This window comes from Vagococcus bubulae, from assembly GCF_003950315.1.
In the GTDB taxonomy this organism is placed as follows: domain Bacteria; phylum Bacillota; class Bacilli; order Lactobacillales; family Vagococcaceae; genus Vagococcus; species Vagococcus bubulae.
In genome coordinates this window covers 160,492-174,960 of record NZ_NGJT01000001.1, presented here as the reverse complement: position 1 = coordinate 174,960, position 14,469 = coordinate 160,492, and the positions used below count along the sequence as shown (strand labels likewise).

At 33.0% G+C, this 14,469-nt stretch carries 13 protein-coding genes; 9 read left to right on the top strand and 4 right to left on the bottom strand.

Annotation, left to right across the window (positions count from 1 at the left end; all coding sequences use genetic code 11):
• Positions 1–89: 89 nt before the first annotated feature.
• Entirely contained in the window at positions 90–377 is a 288-nt protein-coding gene (locus CBF36_RS00790) for a helix-turn-helix domain-containing protein (RefSeq protein WP_125955750.1), read from the top strand.
• Positions 378–496: 119 nt separating this feature from the next.
• On the opposite strand, the gene CBF36_RS00785 is transcribed toward CBF36_RS00790, so the two are convergent.
• The 3 genes from CBF36_RS00785 to CBF36_RS00775 all read right to left on the bottom strand — a co-directional run bounded on the left by CBF36_RS00785 (position 497) and on the right by CBF36_RS00775 (position 5,048).
• Complete coding sequence (locus CBF36_RS00785; protein ID WP_125955748.1) at positions 497–1,723, bottom strand: sialidase family protein; 1,227 nt, start codon at positions 1,721–1,723, stop codon at positions 497–499.
• 3 nt (positions 1,724–1,726) lie between these two features.
• Positions 1,727–3,427 (bottom strand): NFACT RNA binding domain-containing protein, encoded by a 1,701-nt coding sequence (locus tag CBF36_RS00780; protein WP_125955747.1) that lies wholly within the window; start codon positions 3,425–3,427, stop codon positions 1,727–1,729.
• A gap of 73 nt (positions 3,428–3,500) precedes the next feature.
• Positions 3,501–5,048 carry a cell division site-positioning protein MapZ family protein gene (locus CBF36_RS00775; protein ID WP_125955745.1) on the bottom strand — a complete coding sequence of 516 codons (1,548 nt, stop codon included), beginning with the start codon at positions 5,046–5,048 and terminating at the stop codon, positions 3,501–3,503.
• Positions 5,049–5,223: 175 nt separating this feature from the next.
• On the opposite strand from CBF36_RS00775, the gene CBF36_RS00770 reads away from it, so the two are divergent.
• From CBF36_RS00770 to CBF36_RS00745, 6 genes are all read left to right on the top strand, one after another.
• The gene (locus tag CBF36_RS00770) at positions 5,224–5,889 is read left to right on the top strand and encodes a hypothetical protein (RefSeq protein WP_125955743.1); all 666 of its coding nucleotides are present in this window, start codon (positions 5,224–5,226) and stop codon (positions 5,887–5,889) included.
• A gap of 323 nt (positions 5,890–6,212) precedes the next feature.
• Positions 6,213–7,202 (top strand): tryptophan ABC transporter substrate-binding protein, encoded by a 990-nt coding sequence (gene trpX, locus CBF36_RS00765; protein WP_125955741.1) that lies wholly within the window; start codon positions 6,213–6,215, stop codon positions 7,200–7,202.
• 19 nt (positions 7,203–7,221) lie between these two features.
• A complete protein-coding gene (gene trpX / locus CBF36_RS00760; protein WP_125955739.1) occupies positions 7,222–8,205 on the top strand; it encodes a tryptophan ABC transporter substrate-binding protein in 984 nt (327 codons plus the stop codon).
• Positions 8,202–9,083, top strand: a complete 882-nt coding sequence (locus CBF36_RS00755; RefSeq protein WP_125955737.1) for an ABC transporter permease — start codon at positions 8,202–8,204, stop codon at positions 9,081–9,083. Before trpX (CBF36_RS00760) ends, CBF36_RS00755 begins: the two co-directional genes overlap by 4 nt.
• On the top strand, positions 9,076–9,825 hold the full coding sequence (locus CBF36_RS00750) for an ABC transporter ATP-binding protein (protein ID WP_125955736.1): 750 nt from the start codon (positions 9,076–9,078) through the stop codon (positions 9,823–9,825). The genes CBF36_RS00755 and CBF36_RS00750 overlap by 8 nt, the downstream gene beginning before the upstream one ends.
• Positions 9,826–9,940: 115 nt before the next feature.
• A complete protein-coding gene (locus tag CBF36_RS00745) occupies positions 9,941–10,474 on the top strand; it encodes a 3'-5' exonuclease (RefSeq protein WP_165865347.1) in 534 nt (177 codons plus the stop codon).
• A gap of 21 nt (positions 10,475–10,495) precedes the next feature.
• Here the strand turns inward: CBF36_RS00745 and CBF36_RS00740 are convergent, their stop codons facing one another.
• Positions 10,496–10,936: a hypothetical protein gene (locus tag CBF36_RS00740; protein ID WP_125955732.1), complete on the bottom strand. Its 441-nt coding sequence runs from the start codon at positions 10,934–10,936 to the stop codon at positions 10,496–10,498.
• Between the two features lie 223 nt (positions 10,937–11,159).
• Between CBF36_RS00740 and CBF36_RS00735 the strand changes: the two genes are divergently transcribed.
• Both CBF36_RS00735 and CBF36_RS00730 read left to right on the top strand, forming a co-directional pair.
• On the top strand, positions 11,160–12,674 hold the full coding sequence (locus CBF36_RS00735) for a UDP-N-acetylmuramoyl-L-alanyl-D-glutamate--L-lysine ligase (protein WP_125955731.1): 1,515 nt from the start codon (positions 11,160–11,162) through the stop codon (positions 12,672–12,674).
• 196 nt (positions 12,675–12,870) lie between these two features.
• On the top strand, positions 12,871–14,460 hold the full coding sequence (locus CBF36_RS00730) for a bifunctional aspartate transaminase/aspartate 4-decarboxylase (protein ID WP_125955729.1): 1,590 nt from the start codon (positions 12,871–12,873) through the stop codon (positions 14,458–14,460).
• Positions 14,461–14,469 lie beyond the last annotated feature (9 nt).

Below are 14,469 nucleotides of genomic sequence, written 5' to 3'. Positions count from 1 at the left end.
AGGATATTTAGCGTTTTTTTATTATAATGAAGTCAACATCAAACTATTATCGCAAACAAGATATAAAATAAATAGGAGGTTTTCCCGCCATGACAACCAACACTTTTGTTTACCCGCACCCTATCAATATATTCATTATTAAGCACTTAAATTATACTGTTCAAGAATTTTGTGAGCAATTTCAGTACCCACAGTCTACTGTTGCTACTTGGGTAAGTAGAGAACGACGCATTGAATCTCTACCAGTATCTTTTATCTATTCGTTGTCTTTAGCTACTAGTAAATCGATGGATTGGGTATATGGTGAATTGTTAATCTTGCAAGAAGAGTATAATGAACATAAGGAACAGTTTAAACGCACGAAAAAGCACATATAAAAAAGAGGATGACCAAAATTTTTTAAATAAAAATCACTCAATTAACAAAATAGAAAAAAATCCATGAAATCCGTTAATTACAACGTTGATTTCATGGATTTTTTTCTATTTTAAGACTTTTAGTTAGTCTCTTTTTTATTATCTAATTTTATTTTTCCTTCATAATCAGAAAGGTTTAATCCTTTTAGGTGGTTGATATCTGTTCCAGTTGAAATCCCCACACCTCTTGTATCGTCATAGCCAATGCCACTGTAGAAAATAGTATAGTTATTTCCTTCCTTTAGCATCGCACTTCGATATAATCCTTTCCCATCAAATCCCACACGTTTTCCTGAAGGGAAGATGATTGGTTTTAATGTATCCCATTTTTTATTATCTGATGATTTAGAGTAGTATAGGTTCATAACATGTCGATCAGATAATTTATATTCACCACTTGATTTAAATCCAACTACAATCATTTCATACCCTAAATCGGTTTTTTGGACATCTAAATGCCAATGATGCATATTTTCTTCTTCATAGGGAACCTTTACTTCGACAGGGTCACTCCATTTTTTTCCGTCTAGACTATCTCTAGTCCAAATTTTGTATCCATGAGCAACGTACCACACTTTATATCCATTTTCATCTTTGATAAAGACTGGTGATATCCAATCTTCACCTGGTTTTGTTCCATCAAAAACAATTTCTTTTGGTGTCCAAGTTTTGCCGTCTGTTGAGGTTCGTTTGTAGATAATCGATTTCTTATTGATATCATCAACATATCGCCAAAAGACTTCTAGACGATTAGCTTCTTTGTTATAAAGGATATGTGTATCCGAGTCATATTGCATTGGTGTGTTATTGTCATTAAATTTTTCGCTTTTTGGTTCATCTAAAGGATTGGCTTCGTTTGGAATCCAAGAAACTAAATCATTTGATTTAAACACATGAGGGTTTTCGTATATTGCTTTTCCTTTTGGATAGGGAGTGACAGCCATCCAGTATTTGTAGCCATCGAGTGGTGTGTCAAGGGCCACAACAGAAGGGTGTGTGGCTTCAATACTTCCGTATACAGAAGGTAAGGTTAATCTCTCAGTTGCGTTAGCTTCTGTTTTAATTTTTCGACCATTGTAAGTGACAACATTACTGTGGTCGATGGTTCTTTTTTTTATTTGTATATATTGCTTTGCTGGGCTGTAGACTAGCACACCACCACTAATGACTAAAACAAGCATGAAGACATTTAATTTTTTATTGTTTAATTCTTTTTTGAAGAGGTAGCGGTAAATGAAATAAGATAAAGCAAATACAGCTAAGCTGATTCCTACAACACCTATCAAAACGGTTCTGAAACGTAACATGAACTAAGACTCCTTTATTTTTTTAATCTCATTAATTTCTGGTGTGACGAATAATGTCTTTTGATTTTCATAAATGACAAATCCTGGTTTGGCGCCATTTGGTTTTTTAACATGTTTCACTGCAACATAATCCACAGGAACAGAAGCCGAAAGACGGTATTTAGAATAATAGGCTGCAAGTAACGCTGCTTCTAATAACGTTTGCTCACTTGGTTCACTGTTTTTAATAATCACATGAGAACCTGGAATATCTTTAGTATGCAACCAAATATCATTTTTATTGGCAGTCTTGAGTGTTAGTTGGTCATTTTGAATATTATTTTTTCCGACAAAAATGGTATCCCCATCACTTGAAATAAATTGAAGTGGTTTTGATGGTTTGTTCTTTTGTTTTTTCTTATCTTTGGTTTTATTTTTTATGTATTTTTCAGCAATTAATTCATCTCTGATGAGTTGCACATCGCTAGGAGAAGCAATGTCTAATTGTGCTAAAACAGATTCTAAATAAAGCAATTCGTATTTGGTAATAGTTAACTGCTCTTTTACTACAGCAACCCCATTTTTCAGTTTTTGATATCGTTGGAAATATTTTTGAGCATTTTGATTTGGTGTTAAGGCTTCATTTAAACTAATGGTAATGGGGTTATCATTGTCATAGTAATTTGGCAAATCAACAGATGTTGCACCACGTTTAACCTCATGTAAGAAGGTGGTGAGTAATTCACCCTTAATACGATAAATTTCGGCATTGTCAGCATCGACTAATTGTTTTTCTAAAATAGTGGTTTTCTTTTTCAGTTTGTTAATATCATTGGTTACTTTTTTTATCAGCTCACCAGCTTGTTGCTTCACGCGATCTTTTTCAGCTTTTCCTTCATAAAAAGCATCTAACATATCGCTTAAAGTATCAAAACTTGATAAAACATCATCATAAGTTTGATAGGGGATAGGTGCAAAACGTTCTTTCTGATTCATTAAACCGATTGTGGGATTTAATCTATTAGTCATTTCATTAAAGAATTCTGTCCAAGTAGTAACTTTATCAGTATCACTGTTAATTAAGCGATAAACTAATTCATTGGCAGTGTCTTTAGAAAAGCCTTCAAATTGTTGTTGGATGGCTTGTGGTGTGATTTCTGCCATGCTATTTAGCTCTTTAAATAATTCTTCCTTATTCACTGTCCAAGGATTTTGTGTATTTTTTAGTGGAGGAGTGACATAATCAGCCCCTGGTAAAAGCAAACGATAACTATTTTGACTCATTCCAACATGCTTGATCGTATCGATAATCTTTTGTGTGTCTTTATTTAATAAAATAATATTACTGTGTCTGCCCATCAATTCAACAATCAAGACAATACTTTCTAAATCTCCTAAATCATTGCGACTTTCAAAAGAAAACGAAATAATTCGATCATTGTTTGTTTGTTTAATGTCTTGTAAAATACTTCCTTCTAAATACTTTCTTAGTGTCATACAAAAATTAGGTGGGGTAGCAGGGTTTTTGTATTTAATATTTGTTAGTTGAATGCGTGCATAATTTGGGTTTGCTGATAAGAGTAGTGTGTGATTTTTTGAGTTGTTTCTAAAAACCAACATCAATTCGTTATCGTACGGTTGATGGACTTTTGACAATCGTCCATTTGTTAATGTGTTTGATAATTCGTTTACCATTAAATGAGTAAAAATACCGTCAAATGACATGGTAAAACCTCCTTTTTAAAAATAAATAAAATAAGGAGAAACAACAGTTAATATGTTATTTCTCCTTTCATGTTTAGTTTGGTCCGTTTCCTTTAAACCAACCAGTTTTATCATTAATTGTCACAACGTATATTGGAAATTCTTCAGGTTTACTATTTGGGAATAATTTTGAATTCGTTGTAGCATATAAATCATAGAATCCAACACCATTTTCAATAAACTTAGGAACAAGTGTGTAACCACCTTCGACGACATAGCCACGTTTAATGACTTCAGCGATCACTTTTTCTTGTACACCAGGATTCCATGCCCAAGCAGGATCTGATAAGTTAATTGTTGCATCTTGTCTTGTTCCCCAACGACCACCATTTGTTGATGGGGTGAAAGAACTTCCACTTTGAGTGTTGTTATTGTCAGATGCTTGTGCTTGTTGATTATTTTTTTCCGCTTCAGCTTTGGCGGTTTCTGCCTGTTTTGCTTCTTCTTCTTTACGTTTTTCTTCAGCTTGTTTTTCTTGAGTATTAATGACGTTACTTATCTCATCTAGTATTTTTTGATAGTCAGCTTTTAAACTAGGGTCTTTAATGTCAGCTAATTGTTTCACGGCATCATTATAGACTTGTTTACTTGGTTCACTGACAACTTTATCATCTCGATACAGTTTTTCAAGCGTTGATTTGAATGTTTTGATGGCAGATTTTTGATCTGTCGCATCTTTAATGGCTTCATTGTATAATTTGTCAAATCCATTTTCTTCAGGATCAATGGCTTCAAGTGTTAATTTTGTGTCATCTTTGACATAAGCATCAGACAATAGTTGATTTCCTTCAATAACAGGTGTTTTAAATGCTTCGTTAATCGCTGTTAAACGAGTAAATGTTTTAATGGCTTGTTGTAAGCGTTCGTTTAATTTGTCATATTGCTCAGTGCCTTTGATATCTTTTACTTTGTCTTCAGCAGTTGTTATATCTGATTGGGTAATGTCTTTTTTCAAAAAGATATCTCCTTGATTTTTCATAAATAAATCGTCAACTGCATTTTCGGCACTAGTTGTTAGTTTTAACGTTGTTTCTAACTCGTTTTGTTTTTTCTGAGAGTTATAGACATAGCCACCACCAAAAACAATGAGTAAAATGATGATTCCAACTAAAATTTTTGTTTTGTTATTTTTATTAGGAGGAGTTTGTCTAGTATCAGAAACAGGTGGCTCGTCAATAGGTGGTTCAATATCTTCTATTTCTTGTTCTTTAATTTCTTCTACTAGTTCTTCTTCAGCTTCTGGAAGTACTGGTGTCTCCATAATAGGTTCATAGGGTTCTTCCTCAACATCTTCTTCAACTAAATCTGCCTCTTCAATAACAGGGATTTGTTTTGTTTCTTCTTCATCAAAAGACTCATACTCATCATCATGAGCTTGACTAGATAGTGTTCGATGTTTAAATGTTGGGATTGCTTGTTCCCCAGAAGTACTGGTTGTATCTTGATGTGTCTCTTCTGTTGTATCATTAGCTATATTATTTTGTTTATCAATTGGGACAAACAAATCACAGTTAGGACAATAGGTTTCTCCTGCTTTAAATATATGACCACAATTTGGACATTTTTTTACTTCATTGGTCAAAAGAAATCGCTCCTTATTATTTTGAATAATTATATTAACCTATATATTATAAACCATTCGATACAAAATTAGTAGTCAAAAAGAAGAATCAATTCGGATTCTTTTATGTATCGACTATTCTCAAAGAAACATTTTTACGTTATAATGTTCGTAGAATAAATAAGGTGGGGAGTAAATGACGGAATTCAAACGGCGAGTAAATCAACTTTTTCGTTCCCTAAAAAAAGTCAATTGGCTAGATATGATTAAGTCAAATAAACATTTTGTTGTCATTATTAGTTTAATAACGCTTCTTTTTTTAGTCATGTCAGCCTTTGTCGCGACAGTTAGACCAACTATAAGAGAAAAACAACTTCATGCTATTTCAGAGTTACAATCTGATAATAAACAAGTCATCCCAACAAAAGAGACAGACATGCAAACTGTTTTATCAGACAAAGACTCTCATATTATAGCTGTGATTGATTCAAAGGGAAATCCAAGTTTTTCAAAAGTCGAAAAATTATTAACACAAAAAACACCATTAGAAACAATCGATTGGAAAATTAATTATATTCAACCAATTTATAACTTTACAGATATGGCAAAAGAGTATAACTTAACAGCTAAAAACAACTTTATCGTTATGGAAGACGGTAAAGAAAAAGGGAGATACTCGTTTGATAAGTTACCCGGCGGTCTTGATACATTAGATGAGAAATTAGTGGAGATTATTCAACCTAAAATTGCTCGAAAAGAACCTAAACGTATTAAGGTCGCTAAAAAAGTTGAGGATAGTTTAACTGAGTCAACAACAGATAGTAGTACTCGTAAAAAAACGAAAGAAATTATTTTTGAATAAATGATTGACAGGTGTTCGTTTTAGCGGTATTATGATAACAACTTTAAAACGAAATGAGGAAATTGCCATGAAAAAACAAGTAAACAATCAAACCATTCTTTTAAATAATGTATCATGGCAAACTTGGCGTAGATAGTTGTATTTGTACGAGTGTATGGATACAACTTTTAGAGACTTTCTAAAGATGTATCTATGCTAAGGAATAATCAGACATATCCTACCGCATAGAAATCATATCTATGCGGTTTTTTTGTGGGAAAAGCAAAGACAATAAACCGTTGCATTCGGGTTTATTGTCTTTTTTATTTTGAGGAGGAAAAAATATGAAAAATCAACGATTAAAATATTCAGTCTATCTTTTGGTATTCGTTTTAGTAGGGTCATTTGTAATGGGAATGAAAAAACAAGAGACAAAAACAGTGAAACAAATTCCTAAAGTCGGTGTTTTGCAATTTGTTAGTCATCCATCTCTTGATTTGATTTATAAAGGGTTTGTTGAAGAACTTGAAAGACAAGGTTATAAAGATAAAGAAAGTATTAATATAGATTTTCAAAATGGTCAAGCGGATCAAAGTAAACTCTCAAGTATGAGTCAACAATTAATTGGTAAAAAACCAGATGTGTTAGTAGGAATTGCAACCCCAGCTGCCCAAGCATTAGCCAATCAAACAAAAGATATCCCGATTATTTTAGGGGCAATTAGTGATCCAAAAGCGGCAGGATTGGTGGATGATAATGATAAACCTGGAGGCAATATTACAGGAGTCAGTGATCAATCACCAGTTGAAGCGCAACTCGCACTAATCAAACAATTAATGCCTGATATTAAGACAATCGGTGTGATTTACTCATCAGCAGAAGATAATTCTTTATCACAGGTGAATCGTTTTAAAGATATAGCAGAAAAAGAAGGAATAGAAGTTAAAACTTATGCCGTTCCTTCTACTAATGAAATCTCTCAAATGACTCACGTTATGACAGGTGAGGTAGATGCTATTTATACCCCAACAGATAATACGATTGCTAATGGGTTCCAAACAATCGTTTCCATCGCAGATGAAGCAAATATTCCGATTTTCCCATCTGTTGATACAATGGTAGAAGAAGGCGGAGTCGCTACAATAGGAATTAATCAATATGACTTAGGTGTTCAAACAGCTAAAATGGTAGTTGATACTTTAACAGGAAAAATGATACCAAGTGATACCCCTATTTATACCTTTGATACAGGTGACTTAGTCATTAACGAAGAAAAAGCAGCAAAATTAGGGATAACCATTCCAAAAGAATTAAAAGAGAAACTAAAAAAATAATGTGTTAGGGGGAAAATGAATGAAAAAGAATATCAAATATATTGTTATTGGGATGTGTGTTGCGTTAGTTGGGGCATTTTTCTATTATAACAAGGAAAAATCAACGGCTACTGATAAATCTATTCCAACAATTGGCGTCTTGCAATTTGTTAGTCATCCATCTCTTGATTTAATCTATCAGGGATTTGTTGATGAATTAGAAAATCAAGGGTATAAGGACAAGGAAACAATTCATTTAAACTATCAAAATGCACAAGCGGATCAAAGTAAGCTCTCAAGCATGAGTCAACAACTAATTAGTCAAAAGCCGGACATAGTGGTAGGAATTGCCACTCCAGCTGCTCAATCATTAGCTAATCAAACAAAAGATATTCCTATCATGCTAGGAGCAATTAGTGATCCTGTTGGGGCAGGACTTGTTGAATCAAGAGAACACCCTGGTGGAAATATTACAGGAGTAAGTCACCAAGCTCCAGTTGAAGAACAAATTGAGTTAATTCAAAACATAATGCCCGGAATCAAAACACTTGGAATTATTTATTCATCAGCAGAAGATAATTCAATTTATCAAATAGAAAATTTTAAAAAAGCTGCTGGAAATAAATTTGATATTAAAACGTACGCTGTTCCATCAACAAATGACATTGCTCAAATGTCTCAAGTCATGGTGAGTGAGGTCGATGCAGTCTATGTTCCAACTGACAACATTATTGCTAGCGGGTATCAAACCTTAGTCGATACAGCAGATAAAGCCAATATTCCAATCTTTCCATCAGTTGATTCGATGGTAGCAGATGGTGGATTAGCAACTGTTGGGATTGATCAATACCAACTAGGTGTTAAGACTGCTCAAATGACAATTGACGTTTTAGAAGGACGGTCACAACCTGCTACAACACCTGTTTACACATATAAAGAAGGAACACTTATTATTAACGAAGAAAAAGCACAGAAATTAGGGATAACCATTCCACAAGAGTTAAAAGAGGAGGCTAAAAAATGATTGTTTCAACGATAGGACAAGGAATATTATGGTCAGTACTAGGCTTAGGTATTTACTTAACATACAGAATATTAGATTTTCCAGATTTAACAACAGAAGGGAGTTTCCCTTTAGGAGGTGCTGTATGTGTCACGGCTATTACAAATGGTGTGTCGCCTGTTATAGCAACTTTATTAGGAGTTGTAGCTGGTATGTTAGCTGGTCTAACGACAGGATTACTCTACACTAAGGGAAAGATACCAGTCATTCTTTCAGGAATACTGGTGATGAGTGCACTCAATTCAGTGATGCTGTTTGTGATGAAATCACCTAACTTGTCACTGCTTAATAAACCAAAAATCTTTTCATTACTAAACTTTGCACATTTACCAGCTAATTTTGATGTTGTGTTGATTGGATTGCTAGTTGTAATGATAGTTATATTTTGTTTATTGTCATTTTTAAATACTGATTTAGGACAAGCTTACATTGCAACTGGTGATAATGAAGTTATGGCAAAATCACTAGGTATTCATACAGATAAAATGAAGATTTTAGGCCTTGTTGTATCAAATGGCTTAATTGGATTATCAGGGGCTTTAATTGCACAAAGTGATGGGTATGCTGATATCAATAAAGGGATTGGTGTTATTGTCATTGGTTTAGCGTCTATCATCTTAGGAGAGCTATTATTTGGAGAATTAACTATGTTAGAACGATTCATTGCCATTGTAGTGGGAAGTATTATCTACCAATTATTGATACTAGCTGTGATTAAATTAAGTTTTGATACAACTTATTTGAAATTCTATTCTTCTGTTATTCTAGGTATTTGTTTAATCATTCCAGAGTTAAGTAAGAAGTTTAGTGAGAAAAAAGGAGGAAGCCTCAATGAGTAATGCCTTAGATATTATCAATGGTGTTAAAACTATTTCAAGTGGACGTCATATTATGGATCATCTAAACCTCTCAATACCTCATGGCGAATTTGTGACTATTTTGGGAGGAAATGGTGCAGGTAAATCAACCTTGTTTAATGTCATCTCTGGTCAATTATTTTTAACCAGTGGTAAAGTAGAACTAAATGGTGAAGATGTGACGAACCAAAGTGAAGAAAATAGAGCTAAGTATATTGCACGCGTTTTTCAAGATCCTAAATTAGGTACTGCCCCAAGAATGACTGTTTCAGAGAACTTATTATTGGCTCAACTTAGAGGGAAAAAAAGAGGACTCAAAAAACGCCAATTAGCACAGCAAAAAGAATTTTTCTTTGAACAATGTCAAAAAATAGGAAATGGATTAGAAAATCATTTAGACACACCAACTGGTAATCTCTCAGGTGGCCAAAGACAAGCACTTAGTTTATTAATGGCAACGATTCAAAAACCTGATTTATTATTATTGGATGAACATACAGCTGCTCTTGATCCTAAAACAAGTCGGCAATTGATGGACTTAACGGAAAAGACCATTTCAGAAAATAATCTAACATGCCTAATGATTACACACCGTATGGAAGATGCATTAAAATATGGCAATCGTTTAATCGTGTTAGATTCAGGACAAGTTCAAAAAGACATGGATGAAACACAAAAAAATCAACTAGAATTAGCTGATTTACTGACGTTTTTCAATTTATAACCAAACCAAACCTCCCGGAAACATGAATTGGGAGGTTTTATTTAATCTAACTTTTTTTATTTTAAAAAGGATGGTGTATAATAAAACAAACGAATGGTTAAAAGGAGTTTTGATGATGAATTTTATTGCGTTTGACTTTGAAACAGCCAACTATCAAAAACACAGTGCTTGCTCCATTGCATTAGTTATGGTAAAAAATGATGAAATTGTGGGGAGTTATTATTCTCTTATCCAACCTGAGACAGATTTTCATTGGAAGAATATACAAATACATGGGATAAGGCCAGAAGATGTCGTTAATGCTCCCAAGTTTCCAGAAGTTTGGCAAGTAATTAAACCCTATTTCAAAGAAAATCGCTTAATCGTGGCACATAATGCTAGTTTTGATTGCAATATATTAAAAGGATGTTTAGAGTATTATGGTTTAGAGCAACCACATTATTTGTCATTATGTACAGTTCGAACAAGTAAACAATTATTTCCAGAATTTGAAAACCATAAATTAAATACTGTCAGTGAAAAGCTAGGCATCTCTTTAGACAATCACCATAACGCGTTAGACGACAGTCTGGCTTGTGCCAATATCCTTTTATACCAAGCCAATCATTTTGGTGTGGACCCATTAAAAAAGCTAGTTAAGGTCATTTAAGAGACTAACTAGCTTTTCTTTTTATTTATTTTTAGGGACTAACTTAATGATCATATCCGTATTATCAACGCTATCAGTTGGGGTTAAGATAATATCTTTACCATCATGAGACATTGTATAAATCCCTTTTATGTCTAACTGAGTATTTTTAAAAGTGATCTTGTCTCCATCAATTGTGTATCGTGATTCTGTTTCGGTATTATTTGATAATTGTTTAGCAAATTTTTTGGCAATATCATCTCCAACATAATCTTTGTCTTTTTTGTTAAATGATTTACTATCAATTTTAGATATTAGTTTATCATGATCAAATCTCACAGATAGAGGTGGAAATTGTTCTTCCGATTCTCTAATTAGTGTCCAATCATGCTTGGTAAGTTCTTGCTGGTAACTAGAACTAGTACAGGCAGTTAATGAAAACGTGGCGATAACAAAGAGTAATAATGATTTGACATATTTCATAATAATTCCCCCAGAGTATAATAAAAAAACAAATGATATATATTCATACTATAGCATATAATCGCATTAAACTGTTAACAGTTCATACTTTTGTGAGATAGAATCGTTATTATAAAACAAAGTCTACCTTTTTAAGTATGTTGTGTATAAAATCTATCCGGTACGATTATGCTAAGAGTATGTTATAATGTCAATAAATTATAATTAGTAAGGCGTGGTTTTTTTGACGATTTCATTGCATCAAGTAGAAACTTTATTAAAAGAAAATGATTTATTAAAAGAATTTATATATAACAATGAGTGGCATTATAATCTTCCTACCGAGGATAACATACTCACACATCTATCTTATGATTCAAGAGATGTATCAAGTGAGACGCTATTTTTTTGTAAAGGAGCTAGTTTTAAAGCAGAGTATTTAATGAATGCTATGTCAGAAGGCCTAGCTGTTTATGTGTCAGAGATGCCTTTTGAGGTGAAGGATGGCTTAGGTATCATTGTGACAGACATCAGAAAAGCAATGGCTTTGATTAGCATGGCTTTTTATGATTACCCGCAAACGAAACTAAAAGTAGTGGCTTTTACAGGAACAAAAGGAAAAACAACTTCAGCATACTTCTTAAAATATATTTTAGATGAATTTAACCAAAATAAAACAGCGATGTTTTCAACAATGAATTCAACACTAGATGGAAAGACTTACTTTAAGTCCCATTTAACGACACCAGAGTCAATGGATTTATATCGCATGATGGCAGAAGCGGTTGATAATAAGATGACACATTTAGTGATGGAAGTTTCATCACAAGCGTATAAGTTAAATCGTGTCTACAAACTAATGTTTGATGTCGGGATTTTCCTTAATATTTCGCCAGATCATATTAGTCCGATAGAGCATCCAACATTTGATGACTATTATTATTGTAAGAGACAATTAATTCAACATTCAAACCATTTTATTGTCAATAAGGAAACAAAAGATGTGGCATTAATTCTAGAAGAAGCACATGCTAGAAATATTCCAACTCTCACTTATAGTGCACATGATGAATCGGCAACTTATTACTGGGAAAAAGGAAAAAATGCCTCAAGTTTTAGTGTAAAAGCACATGATGATGTGCTTGATTTGTGTGATACTTACCAATTAAGTTTAATGGGTGACTTTAATAAGGATAATGCTTTAGCTAGTTTGATGGCTGCTAGATTACTAGGAGTAGATATTAAGAGTTGTCAAAAAGGGTTAGAAAAAGCGATTGTTCCTGGTCGAATGGAAAAACTCATTCAAAAAAATGGCTCTACTGTGTATATTGATTATGCCCATAATAAAGTAAGTTTAACGAGTTTATTAGCATTTGCTAAAAATGAGCACCAAGATGGAAAAATTATTACCGTGATTGGTAGTACGGGAGATAAAGCAACCTCTCGAAGAAAAGATTTTGGTGATGTATTAAATGATTACACTGATGTTGTGTTTCTCACATCTGATGATCCTGGACATGAGGATCCTGTGATGATTATCAATGAAATTAGTCAATATATTACAAATAAAGAAGTGATTCAACATATTGTGGTTGATAGAGAAGAAGCGATTAAACAAGCGTTAGATTTAGCCACAAGTCATGATACCGTTATATTAGCAGGTAAGGGAAGAGATTTGTATCAAAAAATAAAGGGAAGAGATGTTCCTTATTCAGGTGATTATGTGATTGCTGAAACTCATATCTCAAATCAACCATAATAATATTATGTAAACCAAAAGACTTAGGAAACTATCTAAGTCTTTTTTTTATAACTTATGATAATTTTATGAAGCATATGATATTTTATTGAATGTTTTCTTTTATAAATGAAATTATCCAATTGAAATGTTATACTATAACACATTATTGTATAATAAAAACATTTGTTTTGAAGATAGTGGAGGATGACAACGTATGAACATTTCAGAAGAAGAAAAAATTGAAACCCTTGGTGCTTTTGAGATTAGTGAAAAGATGGTAGAACTAGCTAAAATTAATGCAAAAGGGAATCCATATTTAAATGCCGGACGTGGAAACCCAAATTGGATTAACAAGAAAGCACGTTTAGCTTTTTCTCGCTTATTAGAGTTTGGGATCAAAGAGTCTGAGCGTACAATTTCGGATGGTGACTTAGTAGGTTATACTGAAGAAACAGGCATATCTGCACGATTTATTGATTTTTTATCACCTAAAACAAATGATACAGATCAGTTTTTAATCTATTGTTTAGATTATCTAAAAAACACATTGCTTTTGAATTTAGACAGTGTTGTCAAAGAATTTGTCGATGGTGTATTGGGAAATTTATACCCCTCACCAAATCGTGTGTTAAAAAATACAGAAATTATTTTAAATCAATATTTACAAAGTGTGTTATATAATGGGGTGGATTTAGCAAATGACACCACTCTTTTCCCAACTGAAGGGGGAAGTGCTGCCATTGTCTATACGTTTAATTCTTTAAAAGAAAACAAGTTAATCAAACCTGGCGATAAAATTGCAATCAATACTCCAATTTTTACACCATACTTGCAAATCCCTGTATTAAATGACTATGAACTTGTTGAGGTTGATTTGAGTTCTAAAGAAGAGAATAATTGGGAAATCGATCCAACAACTATTGAAAAATTAAATGATCCAGAATTAAAGGCATTTTTCTTAGTTAACCCAAGTAATCCAGGATCAAAAGCGCTAGACGATAAAGCTTTAAATGAAATAAAAAAAGTGGTCTTAAATAATCCTGATTTGATGATTATCACAGATGATGTATATGGAACATTTGTCAATGATTTTCAAACAGTTTATTCTGTTGTGCCTTTTAATACACTACTTGTCTATTCGTATTCAAAATTATTTGGCGCAACAGGTTGGCGATTAGGGGTTATTGGTCTACATAAAGAAAATGTCTTTGATAAATTGATTAAAGAATTACCGAGTGAACAGCAAGAACAATTAAATAAACGGTACAATTTAGTTGTATTAGATACAGAAGAAATGAGTTTTATCGATCGCATGGTAGCAGACAGTCGCTCGATTGGATTGTATCATATTGCTGGTCTATCAACTCCGTCGCAAATCATGGAAGCCTTATTTAGTTTGACCCATTTAGTTGTATCAGATCAGACAGATGATTATATCGAAGCGTCAAAAAAATTGGTGAATGACCGTTACGAAAAATTACATACGGCCCTGGACTATGCTAAAGACGAGAGTGCTAAAAACGCTAAGTATTATTCGATGATTAATATCTATCATTTAGCAGAAGAGAAATATGGACCGGATTTTAGGAAATATTTAGAAACTCATTATGAACAAATTGATTTTCTAATTAATCTTGCTCAAAAAAATGGGATTGTTTTAATGGATGGCGTTGGATTTGGAGCAAACCCTGGTGATTTACGTGTATCAGAGGCCAACTTGCCAACGAAAGACTATCAAAAAATTGGGCAACAAATGTTAGAATTATTAAATGATTACTATCAGACATTTAAAAAAGAACAATAAAAAATGATG

Coding starts and splice junctions, on each gene's coding strand:
- CBF36_RS00790 (WP_125955750.1), top strand. CDS start 90: ATGACAACCAACACTTTTGTTTACCCGCACCCTATCAATATATTCATT.
- CBF36_RS00785 (WP_125955748.1), bottom strand. CDS start 1,723: ATGTTACGTTTCAGAACCGTTTTGATAGGTGTTGTAGGAATCAGCTTA.
- CBF36_RS00780 (WP_125955747.1), bottom strand. CDS start 3,427: ATGTCATTTGACGGTATTTTTACTCATTTAATGGTAAACGAATTATCA.
- CBF36_RS00770 (WP_125955743.1), top strand. CDS start 5,224: ATGACGGAATTCAAACGGCGAGTAAATCAACTTTTTCGTTCCCTAAAA.
- trpX (WP_125955741.1), top strand. CDS start 6,213: ATGAAAAATCAACGATTAAAATATTCAGTCTATCTTTTGGTATTCGTT.
- trpX (WP_125955739.1), top strand. CDS start 7,222: ATGAAAAAGAATATCAAATATATTGTTATTGGGATGTGTGTTGCGTTA.
- CBF36_RS00755 (WP_125955737.1), top strand. CDS start 8,202: ATGATTGTTTCAACGATAGGACAAGGAATATTATGGTCAGTACTAGGC.
- CBF36_RS00750 (WP_125955736.1), top strand. CDS start 9,076: ATGAGTAATGCCTTAGATATTATCAATGGTGTTAAAACTATTTCAAGT.
- CBF36_RS00745 (WP_165865347.1), top strand. CDS start 9,941: ATGAATTTTATTGCGTTTGACTTTGAAACAGCCAACTATCAAAAACAC.
- CBF36_RS00740 (WP_125955732.1), bottom strand. CDS start 10,936: ATGAAATATGTCAAATCATTATTACTCTTTGTTATCGCCACGTTTTCA.
- CBF36_RS00730 (WP_125955729.1), top strand. CDS start 12,871: ATGAACATTTCAGAAGAAGAAAAAATTGAAACCCTTGGTGCTTTTGAG.